This window comes from Kitasatospora sp. NPDC057936, assembly GCF_042887525.1.
Taxonomy (GTDB): Bacteria; Actinomycetota; Actinomycetes; order Streptomycetales; family Streptomycetaceae; genus Kitasatospora.
Map to the genome: position 1 here is coordinate 36,213 of NZ_JBHVPD010000004.1, position 20,724 is coordinate 56,936.

Annotated in this window: 22 protein-coding genes; 11 read left to right on the forward strand and 11 right to left on the reverse strand. The window is 74.9% G+C overall.

What is annotated here, in order from left to right:
• Nucleotides 1-2: 2 nt before the first annotated feature.
• From ACFVU9_RS03380 to ACFVU9_RS03400, 5 genes are all read left to right on the forward strand, one after another.
• Nucleotides 3-437 carry an urease subunit beta gene (locus tag ACFVU9_RS03380; protein WP_387589405.1) on the forward strand — a complete coding sequence of 145 codons (435 nt, stop codon included), beginning with the start codon at nucleotides 3-5 and terminating at the stop codon, nucleotides 435-437.
• Complete coding sequence (ureC, locus tag ACFVU9_RS03385; protein ID WP_380496177.1) at nucleotides 437-2,161, forward strand: urease subunit alpha; 1,725 nt, start codon at nucleotides 437-439, stop codon at nucleotides 2,159-2,161. Before ACFVU9_RS03380 ends, ureC begins: the two co-directional genes overlap by 1 nt.
• Nucleotides 2,158-2,931 (forward strand): urease accessory protein UreF, encoded by a 774-nt coding sequence (locus ACFVU9_RS03390; RefSeq protein ID WP_387589408.1) that lies wholly within the window; start codon nucleotides 2,158-2,160, stop codon nucleotides 2,929-2,931. The genes ureC and ACFVU9_RS03390 overlap by 4 nt, the downstream gene beginning before the upstream one ends.
• Before the next feature lie 73 nt (nucleotides 2,932-3,004).
• Entirely contained in the window at nucleotides 3,005-3,625 is a 621-nt protein-coding gene (gene ureG, locus ACFVU9_RS03395; RefSeq protein ID WP_380436091.1) for an urease accessory protein UreG, read from the forward strand.
• Complete coding sequence (locus ACFVU9_RS03400) at nucleotides 3,622-4,668, forward strand: urease accessory protein UreD (protein ID WP_387589411.1); 1,047 nt, start codon at nucleotides 3,622-3,624, stop codon at nucleotides 4,666-4,668. The genes ureG and ACFVU9_RS03400 overlap by 4 nt, the downstream gene beginning before the upstream one ends.
• 11 nt (nucleotides 4,669-4,679) lie before the next feature.
• Here the strand turns inward: ACFVU9_RS03400 and ACFVU9_RS03405 are convergent, their stop codons facing one another.
• Together ACFVU9_RS03405 and ACFVU9_RS03410 are read right to left on the reverse strand one after the other, a co-directional pair.
• Complete coding sequence (locus ACFVU9_RS03405) at nucleotides 4,680-5,111, reverse strand: SMI1/KNR4 family protein (RefSeq protein WP_387589414.1); 432 nt, start codon at nucleotides 5,109-5,111, stop codon at nucleotides 4,680-4,682.
• Complete coding sequence (locus ACFVU9_RS03410; protein ID WP_387589417.1) at nucleotides 5,096-5,554, reverse strand: protein phosphatase; 459 nt, start codon at nucleotides 5,552-5,554, stop codon at nucleotides 5,096-5,098. The genes ACFVU9_RS03405 and ACFVU9_RS03410 overlap by 16 nt, the downstream gene beginning before the upstream one ends.
• A 95-nt stretch (nucleotides 5,555-5,649) precedes the next feature.
• Between ACFVU9_RS03410 and ACFVU9_RS03415 the strand changes: the two genes are divergently transcribed.
• Nucleotides 5,650-5,802, forward strand: coding sequence for a hypothetical protein (locus ACFVU9_RS03415; RefSeq protein ID WP_387589419.1), 153 nt, complete (start codon nucleotides 5,650-5,652; stop codon nucleotides 5,800-5,802).
• Nucleotides 5,803-5,828: 26 nt separating this feature from the next.
• Here ACFVU9_RS03415 and ACFVU9_RS03420 read toward each other — a convergent pair whose 3' ends face one another.
• Nucleotides 5,829-7,244, reverse strand: a complete 1,416-nt coding sequence (locus tag ACFVU9_RS03420) for a LuxR C-terminal-related transcriptional regulator (protein WP_380436100.1) — start codon at nucleotides 7,242-7,244, stop codon at nucleotides 5,829-5,831.
• A gap of 158 nt (nucleotides 7,245-7,402) precedes the next feature.
• Here ACFVU9_RS03420 and ACFVU9_RS03425 point away from each other — a divergent pair, with 158 nt between their 5' ends.
• Entirely contained in the window at nucleotides 7,403-8,332 is a 930-nt protein-coding gene (locus ACFVU9_RS03425; protein ID WP_387589422.1) for an NADP-dependent oxidoreductase, read from the forward strand.
• A gap of 184 nt (nucleotides 8,333-8,516) precedes the next feature.
• Complete coding sequence (locus ACFVU9_RS03430) at nucleotides 8,517-9,305, forward strand: SDR family NAD(P)-dependent oxidoreductase (RefSeq protein WP_387589425.1); 789 nt, start codon at nucleotides 8,517-8,519, stop codon at nucleotides 9,303-9,305.
• On the opposite strand, the gene ACFVU9_RS03435 is transcribed toward ACFVU9_RS03430, so the two are convergent.
• The 4 genes from ACFVU9_RS03435 to ACFVU9_RS03450 form a co-directional block, all read right to left on the reverse strand.
• Nucleotides 9,259-9,957: an ABC transporter ATP-binding protein gene (locus ACFVU9_RS03435; protein ID WP_387589427.1), complete on the reverse strand. Its 699-nt coding sequence runs from the start codon at nucleotides 9,955-9,957 to the stop codon at nucleotides 9,259-9,261. The two genes, ACFVU9_RS03430 and ACFVU9_RS03435, sit on opposite strands and share 47 nt — an antisense overlap.
• Nucleotides 9,957-10,670, reverse strand: a complete 714-nt coding sequence (locus ACFVU9_RS03440; RefSeq protein ID WP_387589430.1) for an ABC transporter ATP-binding protein — start codon at nucleotides 10,668-10,670, stop codon at nucleotides 9,957-9,959. Before ACFVU9_RS03440 ends, ACFVU9_RS03435 begins: the two co-directional genes overlap by 1 nt.
• A gap of 130 nt (nucleotides 10,671-10,800) precedes the next feature.
• Nucleotides 10,801-12,744, reverse strand: a complete 1,944-nt coding sequence (locus ACFVU9_RS03445; protein WP_387589433.1) for an ABC transporter permease — start codon at nucleotides 12,742-12,744, stop codon at nucleotides 10,801-10,803.
• Nucleotides 12,745-12,750: 6 nt separating this feature from the next.
• Entirely contained in the window at nucleotides 12,751-13,410 is a 660-nt protein-coding gene (locus tag ACFVU9_RS03450; protein WP_387589436.1) for a hypothetical protein, read from the reverse strand.
• 180 nt (nucleotides 13,411-13,590) lie between these two features.
• Here ACFVU9_RS03450 and ACFVU9_RS03455 point away from each other — a divergent pair, with 180 nt between their 5' ends.
• Together ACFVU9_RS03455 and ACFVU9_RS03460 are read left to right on the forward strand one after the other, a co-directional pair.
• Nucleotides 13,591-14,202, forward strand: coding sequence for a hypothetical protein (locus tag ACFVU9_RS03455; protein ID WP_387589439.1), 612 nt, complete (start codon nucleotides 13,591-13,593; stop codon nucleotides 14,200-14,202).
• Nucleotides 14,193-15,569, forward strand: a complete 1,377-nt coding sequence (locus tag ACFVU9_RS03460; protein WP_387589442.1) for an ABC transporter substrate-binding protein — start codon at nucleotides 14,193-14,195, stop codon at nucleotides 15,567-15,569. The genes ACFVU9_RS03455 and ACFVU9_RS03460 overlap by 10 nt, the downstream gene beginning before the upstream one ends.
• Nucleotides 15,570-15,582: 13 nt before the next feature.
• Here the strand turns inward: ACFVU9_RS03460 and ACFVU9_RS03465 are convergent, their stop codons facing one another.
• From ACFVU9_RS03465 to ACFVU9_RS03475, 3 genes are all read right to left on the reverse strand, one after another.
• Complete coding sequence (locus ACFVU9_RS03465; protein ID WP_380436122.1) at nucleotides 15,583-16,773, reverse strand: PP2C family protein-serine/threonine phosphatase; 1,191 nt, start codon at nucleotides 16,771-16,773, stop codon at nucleotides 15,583-15,585.
• Nucleotides 16,774-16,958: 185 nt separating this feature from the next.
• Nucleotides 16,959-17,381, reverse strand: coding sequence for a MarR family winged helix-turn-helix transcriptional regulator (locus tag ACFVU9_RS03470; protein WP_380436124.1), 423 nt, complete (start codon nucleotides 17,379-17,381; stop codon nucleotides 16,959-16,961).
• A gap of 29 nt (nucleotides 17,382-17,410) precedes the next feature.
• The gene (locus tag ACFVU9_RS03475; RefSeq protein WP_387589445.1) at nucleotides 17,411-18,685 is read right to left on the reverse strand and encodes a M48 family metalloprotease; all 1,275 of its coding nucleotides are present in this window, start codon (nucleotides 18,683-18,685) and stop codon (nucleotides 17,411-17,413) included.
• Nucleotides 18,686-19,017: 332 nt separating this feature from the next.
• Between ACFVU9_RS03475 and ACFVU9_RS03480 the strand changes: the two genes are divergently transcribed.
• Complete coding sequence (locus tag ACFVU9_RS03480) at nucleotides 19,018-20,205, forward strand: CapA family protein (RefSeq protein WP_387589448.1); 1,188 nt, start codon at nucleotides 19,018-19,020, stop codon at nucleotides 20,203-20,205.
• Here the strand turns inward: ACFVU9_RS03480 and ACFVU9_RS03485 are convergent.
• The gene (locus tag ACFVU9_RS03485) at nucleotides 20,141-20,545 is read right to left on the reverse strand and encodes a hypothetical protein (protein ID WP_387589451.1); all 405 of its coding nucleotides are present in this window, start codon (nucleotides 20,543-20,545) and stop codon (nucleotides 20,141-20,143) included. The two genes, ACFVU9_RS03480 and ACFVU9_RS03485, sit on opposite strands and share 65 nt — an antisense overlap.
• Nucleotides 20,546-20,724: the final 179 nt, after the last annotated feature.

Consider the following 20,724-nt stretch of genomic DNA (forward strand, 5'->3'; position numbering starts at 1 on the left):
CCATGTCTGGTGGCGCCACGTACCTGTACGGCGACGACCCGGTGGAGATCAACGCCGGCCGCGCCACGGTCACCGTCACGGTCAGCAACACGGGCGACCGGGCGATCCAGGTCGGTTCCCACTACCACTTCTTCGAGGCCAACCGCGCCCTCGACTTCGACCGCAACGCCGCCTACGGCAAGCACCTGGACATCGCGGCCGGCACCGCCGTGCGCTTCGAGCCCGGCGTCACCCAGGACGTCACGCTCGCCGAGTTCGGCGGGCACGGCCGCCTGGTCGGCTTCGCCAACCTCGTCGACGGCGGCATCAAGTCCGCCGACACGCGCGCCCGCGCCATCGGCCGGGCGATCGCGCTCGGCTTCAAGGGCACCGAACTCGACCACAAGGACGACCACAAGGACGACCGCAAGGACGACCGCAAGGAAGGCACCCTCTGATGGCCATGCTCTCCCGCAAGCAGTACACCGACCTGTTCGGACCCACCGTCGGCGACCGCTTCCACCTCGCCGACACCAACCTCGTGGTCGAGGTCGAGAAGGACTTCAACCAGGGCCACTACGGCGACGAGGCCGTCTACGGCGGCGGCAAGGGCATCCGCGACGGCATGGCCCAGGACCCGGCCGCCACCTCCGTCCAGGGCGCACTCGACCTGGTCATCACCAACGTCGTCGTCCTGGACCCGGTCCTCGGCGTCGTCAAGGGCGACATCGGCGTCAAGGACGGGTTCATCACCGCCGTCGGCAAGGCCGGCAACCCGCACACCCAGAGCGGCGTGCACCCCAAGCTCGTGATCGGCCCCGGTACGGAGGTCATCTCCGGCGAGCACCTGATCGCCACCGCCGGCGGCATCGACACCCACATCCACTTCATCGCCCCCCAGCAGGCCCAGGAGGCGCTGAGCAACGGCATCACCACCCTCATCGGCGGCGGCACCGGCCCCTCCGACGGCACCAACGGCACCACCTGTACGCCCGGCCCGTGGAACATCGGCCGGATGTACCAGGCCGTCGAGGACCTCCCGGTCAACGTCGGCCTCCTCGGCAAGGGCAACGGCTCGCTGCCCGGAGCCCTGCGCGAACAGGTCGAGGCGGGCGTGTGCGGCCTCAAGGTGCACGAGGACTGGGGCAGCACCCCGGCCGCGATCGACACGGCGCTGCGCGTCGCCGACGAGTACGACGTCCAGGTCGCCATCCACACGGACACCCTCAACGAGGGCGGCTACTTCGAGGACACCCTCTCCGCGATCGACGGCCGCACCATCCACACCTTCCACACCGAGGGCGCCGGCGGCGGCCACGCCCCCGACATCATGCGGATCGCCGGCGAGGCCAACGTCCTGCCGTCCTCGACGAACCCGACCCTGCCCTACACCGTCAACTCCGTCGACGAGCTCCTCGACATGGTGATGGTCTGCCACCACCTCAGCCACGACATCCCCGAGGACGTCTCCTTCGCCGACTCCCGGGTGCGCGCCGAGACCATCGCCGCCGAGACCGTCCTGCACGACGAGGGCGTCATCTCGATCTTCTCCTCCGACTCGCAGGCCATGGGCCGCATCGGGGAGTCCTTCACCCGCGCCTTCCAGACCGCCCACCACTGCAAGGACCAGCGCGGCAAGCTCGCCGGCGACACCGACCGCAACGACAACTTCCGCGTCCTGCGCTACCTCGCCAAGCTCACCATCAACCCGGCCATCGCCTCCGGCACCGCCGACCACATCGGCTCCCTGGAGCCGGGCAAGCTCGCCGACATCGTGCTCTGGCCGATCAACTCCTTCGGCGCCAAGCCCAAGATGGTCATCAAGGGCGGCGTCATCAACTGGGCCCTCATGGGCGACCCCAACGCCTCCCTGCCCACCCCGCAACCGGTCTACTACCGCCCGATGTACGGCGCGCTCGGCCGCGCCAAGCAGGCCACCCGGGTCTCCTTCATGTCCCAGGCCGCCGTCGACCTCGGCGTCCCGGCCCGGCTCGGCCTCGACAGCCGCGTCCTGCCGGTGCAGCGGTGCCGCTCGGTCGGCAAGCAGCACATGGTCCGCAACGACGCCCTGCCGAAGATCGCGGTCGACCCGGAGACCTACAAGGTCACCCTGGACGGTGAGCCCGCCACCATCGAGCCCGCGCGCGAACTCCCGCTCAACCACCTGTTCTACCTCGCATGAGCGGCCCGGTCGGCGGTGACCAGCTCGGTGGGGAGACGGGCGGCGGTGATGCGGGCGGCAGTGGCCCGAGCGGTGGTGGCCCGGGCGGCCTGGACGCCCTGCTCGTCTGCCTCCAGCTCACCGACTCCGCCTTCCCCAGCGGGTTCTACACCCTCTCCCACGGGCTGGAGGGCTACGCCCAGGCCAAGGCCGTCACCCCGGACACCATGCCGGACCTGCTCACCGACCTGCTGCGCCACTCGGTGGGCCCGGGCGACGCCACCGCGCTCGCCCTCGCCCACCGCGCCGCGACGGCCGGGGACTGGGAACTGCTCGCCGAGGTCGACGAGCGGCTGCACGCGACCAAGCTCAACCGCGAGCTGCGGCTGGCCTCCACCCGGACCGGACGCCAACTCCTGGACATCGCCCGGGAGTCGCTCGGCGGCGAACCCCTGGAGCGGTACGCCGCACTGGTCGCCGACAAGCGCGCCCCCGGCTCGCAGGCGGTCGCCGCCGGGGTCGCGTACGCCGCCGCCGGCGTCCCGGCCGAACAGGCCCTCGCCGGCGACCTGTTCGCGTTCTGCACCAGCTTCGTCGGCGCCGCACTGCGGCTGCGGCTGACCGACCACCGCAAGGCGCAGGTCGTGCTGCGGTCGGTCGCGCCGGTGCTCCAGGACGTCATCCGGGCCGCCCTGGCACGGGAGTTGGCCGACCTCGGCGGCTGCGTGCCGGTCGCCGACGCGATGTCCGGACGGCACGAGCGGGCCGAGGCCCGGCTGTTCATGAGCTGACCCGCCGCGGGAACGGCGCCTCGCGCGGCACCGAAACGCGAAACACGAGCAACACCGCACCAGAGGAGGAAACTTGACCGAGAACGTGCTCCGCGTAGGCATCGGCGGCCCCGTCGGCTCCGGCAAGACGGCGCTGATCGAGGCCCTCGTCCCGGTCCTGATCGCCCGCGGCCACCGCCCGGCCGTCGTCACCAACGACATCTACACCCAGGAGGACGCCCAGCACGTGCGCCGCACCCTGGCCGGCGTGCTCGACCCCGAGCGGGTCGTGGGCGTCGAGACCGGCGCCTGCCCGCACACCGCCGTCCGGGACGACCCGACGATGAACCTCGCCGCCGGCGCCGAGCTCCTGGAACGCTTCCCCGACGTCGACACCCTGCTCTACGAGTCCGGCGGCGACAACCTGACCCTGACCTTCAGCCCCGTCCTCGTCGACCTCTTCCTCTTCGTCCTGGACACCGCCGAGGGCGAGAAGATGCCCCGCAAGCGCGGACCGGGCATCACCGAGTCCGACCTCCTGGTCATCAACAAGATCGACATCGCCCAGTACGTCCGCGCGGACCTCGGCGTCATGGAGTCCGACGCCCACCGCGTCCGCGAGGGCGGACCGGTCGTGCTCACCAACTGCCTGACCGGCGAAGGACTGGAGGAGATCGCCGCCTTCCTGGAGACCTTCCGCAAGGTCTCCGCATGACGGCCGCCCCGGACATCTCGCCGGACGTGGCCGCGGATGTCGCGCCGGATGCGGCCACGGATGCGGCCACGGATGTGGCGCCGAACGTCGTGCCGGACGTGGCCGCGGACGTGGCGCCACCGCGGCTCGACCCCCGGCACTACGAGCCGGCCCGCGTCCCGGCCGAGGTCCGTCGGCACGCCGGGACGCCCGACACCCTCGGGGTCGGGCGCCCCGGCAAGGTCGGCCTGCTGGAACTCTCCTTCGAGAAGATCGGCGCCCGCACCGAACTCACCGGCCACTACCAGAAGTCGCCGCTGCAGATCATGCGCCCGCTCTACTTCGACCCCGCCCGCCCGGACCTCGCCGTCACCCTCCTGATGTCCACCGGCGGCGGCATCCTCCAGGCCGACCGGCTGCGCACCGACCTCCACTGCGGCGCCGACACGGCCGTGCACCTCACCACCCAGGCGGCCACCAAGGTCTACCGGATGGAGTTCGACTACGCGACGCAGCTCGTCAACCTGCACGCCGGCCCCCGCGCCTACGTCGAGTACCTGCCCGAGCCCGTCATCCCCTTCGTCGACTCCCGCCTCTACCAGCGCACGGTCCTCACCGTCGACCCCACCGCCACCGTCCTCGCCGGCGAGACCGTCCTCGCCGGGCGCCTGGCCCGCGGCGAGCGCAACGCCTACCGGGTGTTCGCCTCCGACCTCGAAGTGCGGCGCCCGGACGGCCCGCTGGTCGCCCTGGACACCGTCCGCCTGGAGCCGGGCGGCGGGGGCGTCTCGGGCCCGGCGGTGCTCGCCGGACACGACGTCATGGCCAGCCTGTACGCGATCACGCCGCTCGCCCCGGCCGCCCGGGTCGCCGACACCCTGCACGAGGCCCTCGCCGACCGCGGCCTGCTGTACGGCGTCAGCGTCCTGCCGCACGACTCCGGCGCCTGGCTGCGCCTGCTCGGCGACGACACCCGCGCCTGCGCCGCCGCGATGCGCACCGCGTGGGACGCCGTGCGCCGCCTCCTGATCGGCGCCCCGGCCCCGGACCTGCGCAAGACCTGACCGTTCAGTGGTTACAGGTACCAGTCCCCGTCTTCGGTGAGGCTCCGTTCGAGGTACTGGCGGAGCCTGCCGGCGACCATCGAGCGGCTGTCGGTCTCGTGGTCCCAGACGAACACGTCGTGATCGCGCTCGGGTGTGCGGACGAACGCGAACTGGTCGCCGCCGCCGTTGTCCCCGAAGAACATCAGCGGCTCGAACGGCATGTAGAGCTGCCGGAAGTCCAAGGTCGTCCGGAATTCGCCGTTCTCGCGCGCGATCCGCGCGGCGTCCCACACGACGTCCAGCCCGCGGTGGACGACCCCGTCGCACTCCCGCAGCAGGTCGGCGAGGTCGGACGGCACCCGCTGCCCGAGTGTCCGCTCGACCTCCGCCAGCGTGTCGTCGGAGGCCGGGGCGCCGAGCTCGGCGCCCGGGGCCAGTTCGAGGATCAGTTCGTGCCACATGTGGGCAAGTCTTCCAGAGCCCGCCGGACGTACCGCTTCTGCCAGGGCGTCTCGACGGCGTGCGGGCTGTAGTGCGCCCGCACGTAGGCGACGGCCTCGGCGGGCGGCACGCCGTCCAGGACGGCGATGCGGGCGAGCGCCGTGCCGGTGCGGCCGCGGCCGCCGAGGCAGGCGATCTCGACGCGTTGGGCGGCGCAGCGCCGCCACGCCTCGCCGAAGGCGGCGCGGGCGTCGGCGCGGTCGGCGGGCAGGCGGAAGTCGGGCCAGTGCACCCAGCGGGCCTCCCACGGCACGGGGGCGGGGCGGTGGCCGAGGAGGTAGAGCGCGAAGTCGGGGGCGGGGCCGGGCGGCAGCGGGCGGCTGAGGCCCCGGCCGCGCAGGAGGCGGCCGGACGGGAGCCGCAGGATGCCGGGGGCGGTCGGGTCCCACGTTGTCTCGGGCACGTCATCCCTTCGGATTTTCGCTTGTGCTGGAGTGAGGCTGGCGATTTTAATCGTCGGCAGGGTCGCTGTCCGGCCCCTTATCGAGGGAGATGTCCATGATTGCGTACGTCCCTTGTCCGGTCTCCGCCGCCACCGCCACGGCCACCGCCTCCGCCACCGCAACCGCCGTCCGCTCCGGTTCCGGGGCCGGCTCCGACTCCGGCTCCAATGACACGGGCTGGAACGCCGTCCCGGGCGCGGCCCGCTGAACCGCTGAACGACTCCTGAGCGTCGGTCACGACGCGACGTACAGCCCCGCCGCCGCCGGCATCCCGGCGCGGTGGGCGAGGGCGGCGGCCTCGCCGCGCGAGGCGACGCCCAGCTTCGCCAGGATGTTGGCGACGTGGAACTTCACCGTCGACTCGCTGATGTGCAGCTCCCGGGCGATCTCGCGATTGCGCCGGCCGCGCGCCACCTGGTCCAGGACCTCCAGCTCGCGCGGCTGAAGGCCGTCCAGCGGATCCCCGGCGAGAGCCGGTCCGGGCGCCACGAGCGGCAGGTCCACCGTCACCGTGCTGCCCCAGCCGGGCACGGCCTCCACGGCGGCCCGGCCGCCGAGGGCGGCGATCCGGTCGGCGGTGCGGTGCACGGCGAGGGCGTCGGCGGCGAGCAGGCCGGGCCCGTCGTCCCGCACCACCGCCCGCAGCACGTCACCGGTGAACGTCCAGCTCACGTGCAGCCGCGTCACCCCGTCCTGGTCGAGCATGGTGAGGACGGTCGCCCGGACGGCGTCGCGGGCGGTGTGCGCGGTGTCCGCCGGGACGGACCGGGCGGACTCCGCCGGGGGCACCAGGTCCAGCCGGACCCGGCCGTGCCGCAGCAGCGGGCGGAGCTCCTCCGCCAGCCGGGCGAACGCGGTGTCGGCCGGCTCCTCGCTGAGCGCCCGGTCGAGTTCGGCGCCCGCGCGCAGGTCCAGCAGCGCCGTCACGGCCAGTTCGGCGGCGCTGCGGCGCGCGGTCGCGTCGTCCAGGGCGGGCGAGCGCAGCGGCCCGAGGATCGCGGTGAGCGCGGCGCTGTGCATGCCGGTGAACTCGGCGATCGCGCGGGCCCGGGCGTTCGCCGAGGCCCGGGACGTCGCCGCGTGCTTGGGGCCCGCGTCGGTGGCGCGGTGGTGCGAGTGCGTCACGAGCAGCTCCCACAGCTGCTGGAGGACGGCCAGCGCGCCGTCGGGCACCGGCTCGGCGCTCGCGCGGACCAGCACCAGCAGGGCGGCGCCGCCGGCGTCGGGCGCCTTGCCGGTGCCGGGCGCGTTGCCGGTGTCCGGCGTGCTGCCTGTTTCCGGTGCGCTCCCGGTGCCCGGCGTCGCCGAGGCCACCACGACGGGCCGGGTGCGGCCCGCGAGCAGGGCCTCGCCCTGCCACGGCCGGCCCTGCGCGGTCGCGTCGGCGGTGGCCTCGGCGAGCCGGGCCAGCTCCAGGCTGACGACCTCCCCGGCGACCTCCGGCAGGCCGAGCGCGTTCGCGGGGGAGTACGTGCAGATGCCGCTGAGCTGGGCGACCGCCACGTGCGGCACGAGCGTGCCGAGCACCTCGGAGAGGCGGACCAGCAACGTCGGCCGGGGCGCGCGCAGCACCTCGACGGCCCGCGCGAGCGCGTCCTCCGGACGTCCCCACATGCTCTGCCAGTCCACGTCCGCGCTCAGTCCGGTCATGCCGTCCAGCCTAGCCCCGGGGGCGGCCGGCCGACCTGGCCATTGGGAGGGGTGGAACCGTCCGAAAGGACGGCCGGGAGAAGCCGGCCGGGCGCCGAGGATGGAGCCGTACGAGAACACGGGGTCCACGAACTCCTCGACACGGCAAGGACTTTCCCATGACCAAGGCGATCGCTTTCTCCGAGTACGGCGGCGCGGACGTGCTGCGCCCCATCGACCTCGACCTGCCCGCCCCGGGTGCCGGCGAGGTCCTGGTCGAGGTCCGCGCGGCGGGCGTCAACCCGCTGGACCACAAGATCCGGGCCGGCCTGATGGCGGACGTCTTCCCCGTCGCCCTTCCCTTCGTCGCCGGCTTCGAACTGTCCGGCGTGGTCCGGGCCGTCGGTGCGGACGTCACCGCGTGGGCGACCGGTGACGAGGTGTTCGGCGCGGTGATGGGCGGCGCGCACGCCGAGCACGTGATCGTGCCCGCCGCCCAGTTGGCCCGCAAGCCCGCCGCGCTGGGCTGGGAGGAGGCCGCGGCGATCCCGGTCGCGGCGGAGACCGCCGAGCGGGTGCTGGCCATACTCGACGTCCGGCCCGGCGAGACGCTGCTGGTGCACGGCGCGGCCGGCGGGGTCGGCACCGTGCTGCTGCAGTTCGCCCGGGCGCGCGGGATCACGGTCGTCGGCACCGCGAGCGAGGCCAACCATGCCCACCTGCGCGAGCTGGGCGCCATTCCGGTGGCGTACGGCGACGGGCTGGCCGAGCGCGTGCGGGCCGCCGCACCGGGCGGCGTGGACAAGGTGCTGGACGCGGCCGGGGTCGGCGGGGTTTTGCCGCTCTCGATCGAACTGGCGGGCGGCGCCGACCGGGTGCTGACGATCGCCGACTTCGTGGGCGCCGCGGAACACGGGGTGCGCTTCACCGGCGGTGCCGAGGGCGTCGAGCCCTACTACGGCCGCGCGTTCGAGGCCGCGCTCGCGCTGCACGCGGCGGGGGACCTGCGGCTGCCGCTGCACCGGGTGCTCCCGCTCGCCGAGGCGGCGGAGGCGCACCGGGTGAGCGAGCACGGGCACCTGCGGGGGAAGATCGTGCTCACGGTGTGAGGGGCGCACGGATGACAGCTGACAACTTTCAGATAACAGATTTTGAAATCTGTTATCTGAAAGTTGTTCGCCGTTCGCCGTCCGCTGACCGCCGAAGCCGCCGGGAGCCGTTCGCTGTTCGCGGAGCAGGCCAATCCGGCGCCGTCCACGCCGTCCTGACCATTCGTCGATAGAGTCCGGCGTCATGGTGACTGCGAACGCAACAGGTGGCGGGGTCGGACGGCTCGCGGGCAGGTCCTGCGTGGTGACGGGCGCGGCGAGCGGCATCGGCCGGGCCGTCGCCGAACGCTTCGCCCGCGAGGGTGCGGCGGTGATCGCGACCGACGTCGACGCCGTCGGTCTGGCCCGCCTCGCCGACCAACTCCCGTACGAGATCGGCACGGTGGTCGGCGACGTCGCCCGCGACGAGGACGCGCGCCGGATGATCGACGCCGCCGTCGAGCGCAACGGCCGGCTCGACGTCCTGGTCGCCAACGCCGGTGTGCTCCCGCTCATGGAGATCACCGAGGCCACCGCCGAGGACTGGGACCACGTCATGGCCATCGACGGCCGCGGCATGTTCCTCACCTGCAAGTACGCGATCGCCGCGATGACCGCCCAGGAGCGGCCCGGCGGCTCGGTCGTCTGCATCTCCTCCATCTCCGGCGAGGCCGGCCAGCGCGGCCAGGCGGTCTACGGCCCGGCCAAGTTCGTCGCCTCCGGCCTCACCAAGCACCTCGCCGTCGAGTGGGCCGACCGCGGCATCCGCGTCAACGCCGTCGCCCCCGGCACCATCACCACCGAACGCGTCGTCCGGCTGCGCGACGAACCCGGCGGGCCCGAGTACCTCACCGCGATCGAGAAGCTCCACCCGATGGGCCGGCTCGGCTCCCCGGCGGAGGTCGCGTCGGCCGTGCTGTTCCTGGCCTCCGACGAGGCGTCGTTCATCACGGGAGCCGTCCTGCCGGTGGACGGCGGGTACTTGGCGCAGTAGCGGTCGGCCCGGTGGCGGCGAGTTCGCCCGGCTCGCCGGAGAACACGACCTCGCCGCGGTGCAGCACGTGTACGACGGCCGCGCCCGCCAGGGTGCGGGGGAGTTCCTGCGCGCTCAGGATCACCGTCGTGCCGGCGGCGAGCAGGTGGGCGTGCAGGCGGGCGACGACGGCCGGGGCCAGGCCGCGCTCGGGCTCGTCGAGCAGCAGCACCTCGGGCTCGGTGGCCAAAGCCCGGGCGAGGGCCACGAGTTGCTGCTGCCCGCCGGAGAGCGTGCCCGCCCGGCGGGGTAGCAGCGCGGCCAGCTCGGGAAACAGGCGGAGGGCCGACTCGCCGCCCGGGCCGGCGAGTTGGAGGTGCTCGGCCACCGTCAGCGACGCGAACACCGCCCGCTCCGCCGGCACCAGTGCGAGCCCCGTCCGCACCCGCCGGCGCACCGACAGTCCGGTGACGTCCCGGCCCCGCCAGACGACCCGGCCCTCGGACAGCCGGACGAGCCCGGCCAGGGCGTGCAGCGCGCTCGTCCGCCCGGCGCCGTTCGGCCCCAGCAGGACGCTCACCAGCCCGGACGGGAACGCCAGGTCCACCCCGTGCAGCGCTTCGAGCGGACCGTACCGGACCCGCGCCGAGCGCAACGCGATCTCCACGGGCATCACGCCACCCCGCCCCACGCCCGGGCCACCCGCGGATCCGCCAGCACCGCCGGCGCGGGACCGGCCGCCACCACCCGGCCGTCCGCCATCGCGTAGACGGTGTCGGCGAGTTCGGCGACCAGCCCGGCGTCGTGCTCGACCAGCAGCAGTGCCATCCCGCGCCCCGCGAGTCCCCGCAGCACCGCCACCAGCCTGGCCGTCTGGGCCGAATCCAGCCCCGCCGCGGGCTCGTCCAGCAGCAGCACCCGCGGCTCGCCCGCCAGCGCCCGGGCCAGCTCCACCAAGCGCAGCACCCCGGTCGGCTGCGCCCCGGCCGACTCGCCGGCCACGTCCCGCAGCCCGAACAGCGCGAGTGCCCGCTCCGTGCGCCCCGGGACGTCCGCCCGGTCGGGTCGCTGCTCGGCGCCCACGCGGACGTTGTCGGCGACGGACAGGGTGGGGAAGACGGCGATCTGCTGGAAGGTGCGGGCGAGCCCCAGCCGCACCCGTGCGTGCGCCGCGACCCGTGTGACGTCCCGTCCGCCGAGCAGCACCCGCCCGGCGTCCGGCCGGACCGTCCCGGCCAGGCAGTCGAACAGCGTGCTCTTCCCGGCTCCGTTCGGCCCGATCAGCGCGGTGATCCGCCCGGCGGGCGCGACGAGGTCGACGCCGCCGACGGCCTCGATCCCGCCGTAGCGGCGCACGATGCCGCGGGCGGTGAGGCGGGCGGTCATGGGTGCTCCGCGGCGGAGTGACAGCTGACAACTTTCAGATGACAGATTTCAAAATCTGTTATCTGAAAGTTGTCAGCTGTCTCCTGTGAAGCCTCGCTCGCGGCCCGCCCGCACACCGCCGTGCCCGCGCTCACCGCTCCTCCTCCCGCGCGATCCGCGCCGCGATCGTCGCCCGCACCCGCCGGCCCGCCGGGGTGAGGCGCCCGGGCGGTAGTGGTGGCGGCGCCTGCGCGGACCTGCGGCCGGGCAGGGCCGCCAGCCCGCCGGGGAGCCGTCCGATGGCGGCGGCGAGGACGCCCACCGCCACCGCCGAGACGCCCGCGACCGTGCCCGCGTCGAGGCCGATCAGCAGGGCAGCGGCCAGGACGGCCCCCAGCGCGCTGTCCGCCCCCGCGACCACCACCGCCGCGAACCACAGCAGCCCACGCACCGGGTCGAACGACGCCGCGTCGAAGGCCCGCCCCGCGAGCCCCATCAGCCCGCCGCCCAGCGCCGCGAGCGCCGCGCCCGCCACGAAGGCGAGCAGCTTCAGCCCGGGCACGTCCACCCCCGCCGCGACGGCGCCGGCCTCGTGGTCGCGCATCGCGGTCAGCGCCCGCCCGAGGCGCCCCCGGTGGAGGCCGCGCACGACCGCCGCCCCGAGCCCCAGCAGCAGGAGCTCGGCGACGTAGAAGGCGCGGTCCCCGGCCAGGAAGGACGGCCGGTCGAGGGTGAGCCCGGTGGTCGCGTACGGCTGCTGGAAGACGAACCGGCTCATCGCCGTCCCGACCGCGAACGTGACCAGCGCGAGCGCCAGCCCGCGCCGCCGGATCGCCGGCCAGCCGGTGAGCAGCCCGAGCGGCGCGGTCGCGAGCACGGCGAGCAGCAGCGCGGGCGCGGCCGGCAGCGGCGGGAGCCCGGGCACCCGGCCCGACATCAGCAGCGCCGTCCCGAGCGCGCCCATCCCCGCGTACCCCGCCTGGCCGAGCGAGATCTGCCCGCCGTACCCGGTGACCACGACGATCGACAGCAGCACGAGGGCGAGCGCCGGTACGAGCAGCGCGCTGCGCAGGTCGTTGCCCCGGAAACCGAGCGGCAGCAGGAGCAGCACGAGGCACACCGCCGCCGCACCGCGCCCGCCATCCGCGGCCCCGGGCCCCGAGAACGCGGGAGAGCCGGCCCGTTCGCCGGAGATGCGCGGTCCGGCGAGCAGCGCGGTGGCGAGCAGGGCGATCACGAACAGGTTCGACTGCACCGCCTCCACCAGCGGCAGCAACTGCCCCGCCGGGCGCAGCCGGGTGAGCTCGGCCTGGGCGACGCCGAGGCCGAGCCCGGTGGCGACGGCGACCGGGATGCTGCGCAGCCGGGCCGCGACGGCGACCGCCATGGTCTCCATGACCAGCAGCGGCAGCCCGTACGGGTCGAGCAGCAGGTACGGCGCGAGGGCGATGCCGACCAGTCCGGCGGTGAACGAGCCGAACGCCCACCCGGCGGCCGAGACCCGGTCGGCGTCCACCCCGGCGAGGCCGGCGAGGCGGCGGTCGTCGACGACGGCGCGCAGGTGCAGGCCGAAGCGGGTCCAGCGGGTGGTGGCGGCGACGGTGAGCGCGAGCACGAGGATCGCGGCGAGCTGGGCGACGGTGTCGGGCCGCAACGCGTGCCCGCCGGGCAGCCGGATCGGCGCGCCGCCGAACGGCGAGGGTGCCCCGGCCAGCGGCGCGGCGCCCCACAGCAGCACGACGGCACCGATGAGCAGCACGAACACGCCGAGCCCGGCGACCATCGTGTCGGCCGGTCCGGCGCCGCGCCGTTGCAGGGGGCGGTAGACGAGGACGTCCAGCAGCACGCCGAGCGCGGGGGCGACGAGCAGCAGGCAGAACGCGATGGCGGGCCACACCGGCCAGTGCCGCACCACGACGAGGTCGCGCAGCAGGTAGGCGACGGCCATCGCCTGCGCGCCCTGCGCGATGTTGAGCACGCCGGTGGCGCGGTGGCACACCACCAGGCCGATGCCGCTGAGCGCGGCGGCGCTGCCGGCGGTGAGCCCGGCGAGGGCGAGGTCGACGGTGAGGCCGAGCGAGCCGGAGGCGGCCATCGGGGCTCAGCCGGCGGGCGGGGCGGACTCGCCCGGACGGGTGGTGGCGGCGGGGCCGTCGGGTGCCCCGGGGTCCCCGTCCGGCGTGGTGGGCGGCTCGCAGACCGGACAGGCCGTCAGGCCCCGGGTCCGGACAGCCTCCGGGCCCACCCGCACGGCCGTGTCCTTCCCGGCGACGAGCGGACAGTCCGGCCGGTGGTAGTGCGTGCCGCCGGGCACGGCGAGCCACCCGCAGCTCTCGGACTCCGGGGAGAACGACGGTTCCCCGGCAGCCCCCGGCTCGTCCGGCTCATCCGGTTTATCCGGATCCATCGGCTCGTCCGGCTCGACCAGGAGCGCGTACAGCCGCTCCACCCGGAGATCGGTCGGGTCGCCGCGCCCGGACGGGGGCGGCGGCCGCAGCGCGACCAGCACGGCGCCCGCCACGATGAGCGCCGCGCCGGGGATCGTGGACGACGCCAGGTAGGGGATCTGCTGCTCGGCGAAGCGCTCGCCGGACACCCCGTACCAGCCCAGTACGCACAGCACCGCCCCGGCCGCGACGAGCAGCCACCCGGCCCACTCGCGCGTGCCCCGCAGGGCCCGCGGCCGACGGGCGCCGCGCCGGACGGGGGACTCCCGCGCGGCGTTCCGGGCGGTTCGTCCGCCGGATTGCGATTCGTCCATCGATCCGCCTTCATGGTGTCACTTGCGACGTTTCCAGGATCGGCCTGGAACGGCATCCGGGAGACCACCGGATCGAACCCACCGGATCGACCCCCCGAGGTCGAACCCGCGAGATCGAACCCGCGAGATCGAACCCCCGCGAGGTCGAACCCGCGAGGGAACACCCGAAAGGGAACAGCAATGCCTGTGACGGAGAGCGGCAAGCCCAGGGTCCTGCGGACGGCGGCGAGCGCGCTGCTCGCGTTGCTGCTGGCCGGATCGGTGGCCGCGTGCAGCAGCAGCAAGTCCGGTTCGTCGGCGGCGTCCTCGGTGAAGTCGGCGGCGTCGGCGGCCGTTTCCTCGGCGTCGGCGGCCATCTCGTCGGCGGTGGCCGGTGCCGGTTCCGCCGCTTCGCCCGGCGCCTCCGCGAGCGGCACCGCGCCCGCCGACCCGGCCGCCGCGAAGGCCGAGGTCACCGCCAACTGGGAGAAGTTCTTCGACCCGGCCACCCCCATCGCCGACAAGGCCAGGCTGCTCCAGAACGGTGACGTGCTGCTCCCCGTCCTCCAGAGCTTCTCCCAGGACCCGCGGGTCGGCCAGGTGCAGGCCAAGGTGTCCGACGTGACGTTCACGGATGCCACAGACGCCACGGTCACCTACGCGCTCTCCCTGCAGGGCACCGTCGTCGAGCCGAGCGCCTCCGGCCAGGCCGTCCTCGACAACGGCACCTGGAAGGTCGGCCGCGCCACGCTCTGCGGCCTCCTCACCCAGGCCGCCGGCGCCAGCGGCACCCCGATCCCCGGATGCGGCTGACGGCCGCCGCCCCCCGCCGGGTGCCCGCCGTCCTGCTGGCCCTGCTCCTGCTGCTGACGGCCTGCGGCACCCGGCTCCCGGACGGCGCGTTCACCGGCCGCCCCACCCCCGCAGGCCCGGGGTCCGGTCCCGGCTCCGCGTCCGGCGCCAACCCGGCCTCGGACACCGGTGTCACCGCCGGCGAGATCCGGATCGGCATCGTCACGTCGCTGACCAGCCCGGTCGGCAGCGACGTGTTCAGCGGCCCGCGCTACGGCGCCCAGGCCTTCTTCCAAGCCCTCAACGACCGCGGCGGCCTGCACGGGCGCACCGTCCGCCTCGTCACGTGCGACGACGCCGGCAGCGGCATCGGCAACCAGGACTGCGTCCACCGCCTGGTCGACCAGGCCCACGTCTTCGCCTTCGCGAGCGGCAGCGTCCTCGACTACGCGGGCGCGCCGTACGTCAGCGGCAAGGCCGTGCCGGACGTCGGCGGGCAGCCGATCGGCACCGCCTACGACCGCTGGCCGCACCTGTACGGCATCTACGGCAGCGCGGCCCCGCGCGACGGGCGGTCGGTGGGCTGGAACGGGACGCTCTACCAGAGCACCGAGGTGTTCCGTTTCTTCAAGGAGCGCCTGGGTGCGGCCAGCGCCGCCGTCGTCGCCTACAACCAGGCCGACTCGGCCCGCTACGCCGCCCAGCTGAAGGCCGGGCTGGAGGCGGAGGGCTACCGGGTGCTGCTCCAGACGGTGGACTTCGCGCTGCCGAACTTCCAGGCGGTCGCCGCCGCCGTCCGCGCCGACGGCTCGCAGCTCCTCTTCGACGCCATGGACACCCGCGGCAACGCGGCCCTGTGCCGCGCCCTGGACGAGGCCGGGGCGCGGGTGACGGCGAAGGTGACCAACGTGCAGAACTGGTCGGAGTCGGTGCGCACCGACTACCAGTCCTCACCCGATTGCCGCAACGCGCTCTGGGCGACCTCGTCCAGCCTGAACTACGAGGACCGGCAGTACCCGGCGGTGCGCGACTTCCGGGCGGCGATGGCCCGCTACTACCCCGACCGGGCGGCGCAGCTGTCCGCCTGGGAGCTGGAGGGCTGGGCGGGCGCCCAGTGGCTCACCGACGCGATGGACTCGTGCGGCGCGGCGCTCACCCGGGCCTGCGTGGAGGCGTTCATGAACCGCGCCGAGCCGTACGACGCGCACGGCCTGATCCTGCCCGCCTCCTTCGTCCCCGAGCCGCCGCCCGCGGGCCCCGTGCGCGCCTGCCTGAACGCCGCCCGCTGGCAGGACTCGGCCGGGGGCGGCGCGGGCGGCTGGGTCACCCAGGTGCCGTCGATGACGACGACCTGCTACGACGTGCCCCAGCTGCCGTACAAGCCCTGACCGGTCCGGTGCGTCAGTCGTCCGGGAGCCGCTCGACCACGACCATCGCCGCGTCGTCGTCCAGGTGGCCGCCGACGTGGGCCAGGAGGTCGCGGCGCAGGCGGTGCAGGAGGACGGACGGGCGGTCGGCCTGCCAGGCCGTGACGCGTTCGGTGAGCGGGTAGAAGCGCTTGCGGGCGTCCCGGGCCTCGATCACGCCGTCCGTGTAGATCAGCAGCCGGTCGCCGGGCCGGAACGGGAACACCTCGACCCGGTACTCGCCCGGCGCCAGTTCGCCGAGGCCGAGCGGCGGCGCCGGGTGGTCGGCGGCCAGTGGGGTGATGCCGTCGGCGCGCAGGAGCAGCGGGGGTGGGTGGCCGCAGTCGATCAGGCGGACCTCGGTGCCGTCGTCGGGGATGTCGAGCAGGACGGCGGTGATGAAGGACTCGCCGCTGTCGTCCGCCCCGGCGTCCTCCTCGGGCCCGTCGCCGGACCCGCCGACCAGCCGCCGGTGGCTCGCCTGGGCGCTGAGCTGGGCGAGGTCCCAGCAGACGCTGCCGTCCAGGTAGGCGGCGAGCCCGGGCAGCTCGGCGTGCAGGTGGGCGGCGGCGCGGAAGGCGCCGAGCAGGAGCGCCGCGTCGCCGAGCGAGGACAGGCCCTTGCCGCGCACGTCGCCCACCAGGAGCCGGGTGCCGGTCGGGGTGCGGGCCGCCGCGTAGAGGTCCCCGCCGACCTGCGCCTCGGCCTCGGCGGCCAGGTAGACGGAGGCGAGGTGCAGCGGCCCGATCCGGTCCGGGAGGGGGCGCAGCAGCACCCGCTGGGCGGCCTCGGACACCGAGCGGACCCGGGCCAGCTCGCGCTCGTGCCGGTCGCGCAGCACCCGCAGGGTGACGATCAGCACCGAGACGGCGAGCTGAGCGGCGAGCTGGGTCTGGATGTTCGTGGTGGTGAGGCCCGCCTCCCGGACGCCGCCGATGACGGCGAGCGCGGCGAGCGCGAGCACGGCGACGCCGAACGTGGCGCGGGCGCCGGCCAGGGAGGCGGTGAGCGCCGGGGCCACGATCAGCAGCGGGCCGAGGTGGATGTCCGGCGGCGAGAGGATGTCGACGACCGTGATGACGACGATCAGCGCGAGCGGCAGCGCCGTCAGCGCGCGGCGGTCGAGCCGCCACGGTCGGCGGCGGTCGCGGGGGCGCGGGTCACGGTCTCGCTGCCGTAGTGGCACCTCTCCTCTGTACACCGTGGGGGCGGTGCGGCGCACCCCGGGCGGCGTCCGCGGGGGCCGGTGGGTGGCGGGCGGCGGTGGCGCGGGCCGGTGGGTGGCGGGCGGCGGGGGCCGGTGGGTGGCGGGCGGCGGTGGCGCGGGCCGGTGGGTGTCCGGTGTGGGGGCCGGTGGCTGTCCGGGGAGGGTCAGCCCTCGGCGCCGTAGCGGGCGAGGTAGTCGGCGAAGCGCGAGACGTCGGCGTCTGACCAGTCGGTGAAGCGCTCGGTGAAGGCCAGCCGGCGTTGTTCGTTGGCGTCCCGCAGGAGGGTGAGCCCGGCGTCGGTGGCGCGCAGGATCTGGCCGCGCTGGTCGTCCGGGTCGGTCTCGCGGCGCAGCAGGCCGAGCCGCTCCAGGGCGGTGACCTGCCGGCTGACGGTGGACTTGTCGAGCATGAAGTACGCCGCGACGTCGGCCGCCCGGCAGCCGCCGCGCTCGGTGATCAGGTCGAGGATGCTGTAGGTGACCAGGGAGAGGTCAGGGTGCAGCTGCGAGGCCTTGTGGCGGGCGCGGCGGGCGAAGGCGGTCAGCTCGCGCTGGATGGTGTCGATCGACGTCTGGCGGCCGGGCACGGCGTCCTACCTCCTCGGGATTTGTTGCACTATACAACGGGTTTCGGCGGGATGCCCGCCGGTCCGCCGGTCGGCCCGTCCGTGGGCTCGTCCGTCGACCGGTCCGTCGGCCCGTCGGTCGACTCGCCCGCCGGTCCGCCCGGTGTCCCGTCGGCGCTCGTGCCCTCGGCCCGCCACGCGCGGGCGGCGGCGATCCGGCGGGTCGCGCTGGGGTGAGTGGCGAACAGTAGCTCAAGCACCCGGGGCGGGTCGACATCGGACACGTTGGCCAGTGCCAGTCTGCGCTGCATCGCGATGAACTGCTCGGCGTCCGAGGTCAGTTCGAGGGCGTGCCGGTCCGCCCTGGCCTCGATCCGGCGGCTCGCCGCGCACTGCGCCGGCCCCGACAGCGCGCCCAGCAGCGCCCCGATCGCCGCCAGCAGCGGCAGCGCCCGCGGATCCGCCGCGTCCGCCGCCCCGGCCGCCTCCAGGAGCGGCCGCCACGTGCCCAGCAGACCCAGCACCACCACCGCCACGGCCGCGCCCGCCGCGCCCAGCACGGTGCCGGTCAGGACGTCCCGGTGCTTCACGTGCCCCAGCTCGTGCGCGACCACCAGCTCCACCTCGCGCGGCTCGGCCGTCGACAGCAGCGTGTCGTACGCGACGATCCGGCGGGTCGCGCCCAGCCCCGACACGTACGCGTTCAGCGCGGTCGTCCGCCGGGAGGCGTCCGCCACCAGGACGTCGCGGATCCCCACGTCGTCCCGCTGCGCCAGCGCGAGCAGCGCCGTCCGCAGCGGCCCCTCCGGCATCGGGGTGAAGCGGTTGAACACCGGCTCGACCACGAGCGGGTGCAGGAACGACAGCGCGCCGACGAGCACCGCCGCCGCGCCCGCCCCCGACACCCACCAGCGCTGCGGCGACCACGCCGTCAGCGCGAACAGCCCGAGCGCGAGCGGCAGGACCAGCACGAGCGCCAGCGCCAGGCCGCGCACCGCGTCCAGCGCCCAGCCCGCCCAGCCCTGTGTCACCAGCCCGTACCGGGCCCGGACGGTCCGCGCGCCGGCGCCGAACGGCAGCTGCGCCGCCTGGCCGAGCACGACCAGCGCCGCCGCGCCCGCCAGGACCTCGGCCGTGCGGGAGCCGCCGAACCAGCCGCCGACGGCGCTCACCAGGCCCGCCCCGGCGGGGGTGAGGCCGAGGACGAGGGTGAGCGCGAGACCGGTCAGCCGCCCGCCCAGCGCCCACGGGAGCTGGGCGCGGCGCAGGGCCCGGCCGCGGGCGCGTTCGGCGGGGGTGAAGTCGTCCGTGGTCGTGGTGTCCATGGGAGGGGTGCGGCTCCGGGGTCCTGGACGGCGGGTGTCGGGGTGCAGCGTGTCGGGGTGCAGCGTGTCGGGGTTCAGCATGGCGCACCGGGCCGGGGCGTGGCCCGTCCTCCGGCGGGTTCACCCCCCGTTGGCCGGGTGGGCCCTGGCTTCGGGCGGGTGGGTTCCGGCTCCGGTCTTGTCCGCACTGTGTCCGAACGGTGCCGAAACCGCGCGGGTGCGTGACGTAGGCTGACCGCTCTTGTGCCGATGCTCCGCGCGGCCGCTCCGTCGTGCTGCTCTGCGTTGCCGCTTCGTCTTGCTGCTGGTGTTGATCTCGGGGGGAACCACTCATGCGCCGCGCCGTCTCGTCCGCTGCCGCCTGCACCGCGCTCCTGCTCGGGCTGACGGGTGTCGCCGCGTGCGGGCCCGACGACGCGGCGTCCGGGGCCGGAGCCCCTGCGTCCGGGGCCTCCGCGTCCGCCGCCGCCCCGTCGGCCGCGGCTTCGGGGAAGGGCTCCTCCGCGCCGACCGCCTCCGCGGCAGCTCCCGCCCCCGCGACGGCCAAGCCGACGGCGCCGCGGCCCGACGGGACCATCCGGGTGGCCTTCGCCGGGGACGTCCACTTCGAGGGCCGCACCGAGGCCCGGCTCGCCGTGCAGCCGCCCGAGCCGCCGCTCGGCCCGATCTCCGCGACCCTCGCGGACGCCGACCTGTCCGTGCTCAACCTGGAGACCGCGATCACCGGCCGCGGCGCCCCGGAGCCCAAGCTCTACACCTTCCGCACCACGCCCAAGGCGCTCGACGCCCTCAAGGCCTCCGGCGTCGACGTCGTCTCCATGGCGAACAACCACGCCGTCGACTTCGGCGCCGACGGCCTCGCCGACACCCTCGCGGCCAAGGACTCCGCGCCGATCCCGGTCATCGGCGTCGGCCGCACCGCCAAGGAGGCGTACGCGCCGTACGTCTCCACGGTGCGCGGCGTGAAGGTCGCCGTCGTCGCGGCCAGCCAGATCGAGGACCTCACCAACCAGAAGTGGCGCGCCGGCGCCGCCAAGCCGGGCATCGCCTCCGCCCTCGACGTCCCCGCCGTGGTCAAGGCGGTGGAGGACGCGAAGCGCCAGGCCTCCGTCGTCCTCGTCTACCTGCACTGGGGCGAGGAGGGCAAGGCATGCCCGACCGCCGACCAGACGTCCATCGCGAAGAAGCTCGCCGCCGCCGGCGCCACCGCCGTGGTCGGCACCCACGCCCACACGATGGTCGGCTCCGGCATGCTCGGGAACACCTACATCGGGTACGGCTTCGGCAACTTCCTCTGGTACGGCACCTCCAACTACCCGTTCTCGAACGAGACCGGCGTCACCACGCTGACCGTCACCGGCGACGGCCGGGTGGCCGGCGAGGCGTTCGCCCCGGCGACGGTCGACGACCGGGGCGTTCCGGTGCCCGTCACCGGCGCCGCCGCCGAGGCCGCGCTCAAGCGGCGCGACGGCCTGCGCGGCTGCGCGGGACTCGCGCCCGCTCCCGTCGCCGCGCACTGAGCTCGCCGACGTCCCGGGTGGTCAGCGCCGCGGCCGCGGACAGCCCGGTGCCGCGCGACGCGGCCAGTCGCTCGCGGACCTCGCGCGGCGTGCGCGGGCGCCAGCCGGGCCCGTCGCAGCACGAGGAGTGGAATGTCACGCCCGCGCACAGCAGCGCCGTGAGCGCCCGCCAGCCGGCGTCGTCCCGCTTCCCCGGCACCTCCAGGTCGTGCCCGGCGTCCGTCAACTGCCAGCCGCAGCGCGGGCACCCGTCCTGCCCCGGTGCGCCGTGGCGCTTCATCGACACCCGGCAGGACACGCAGACGTAGTGGCGCCGGGAGGTCTGAGATCGCGTGCACATGCACGCCAGGCTAGGAGAGCCGGCGCGCGGCGGCACCCGGTTTTCGGCACGTGCGGACGACGGCAGGATCGGCCCCCGGGGCGGACCGCCGGGTGGCACCGTCCGATTGGCGCCGTCTGAGTGGCACCGTCCGAATGGCGCCGTCCGAGTATTGCCGTCGTGCGGCCCGGAAGGCGGAC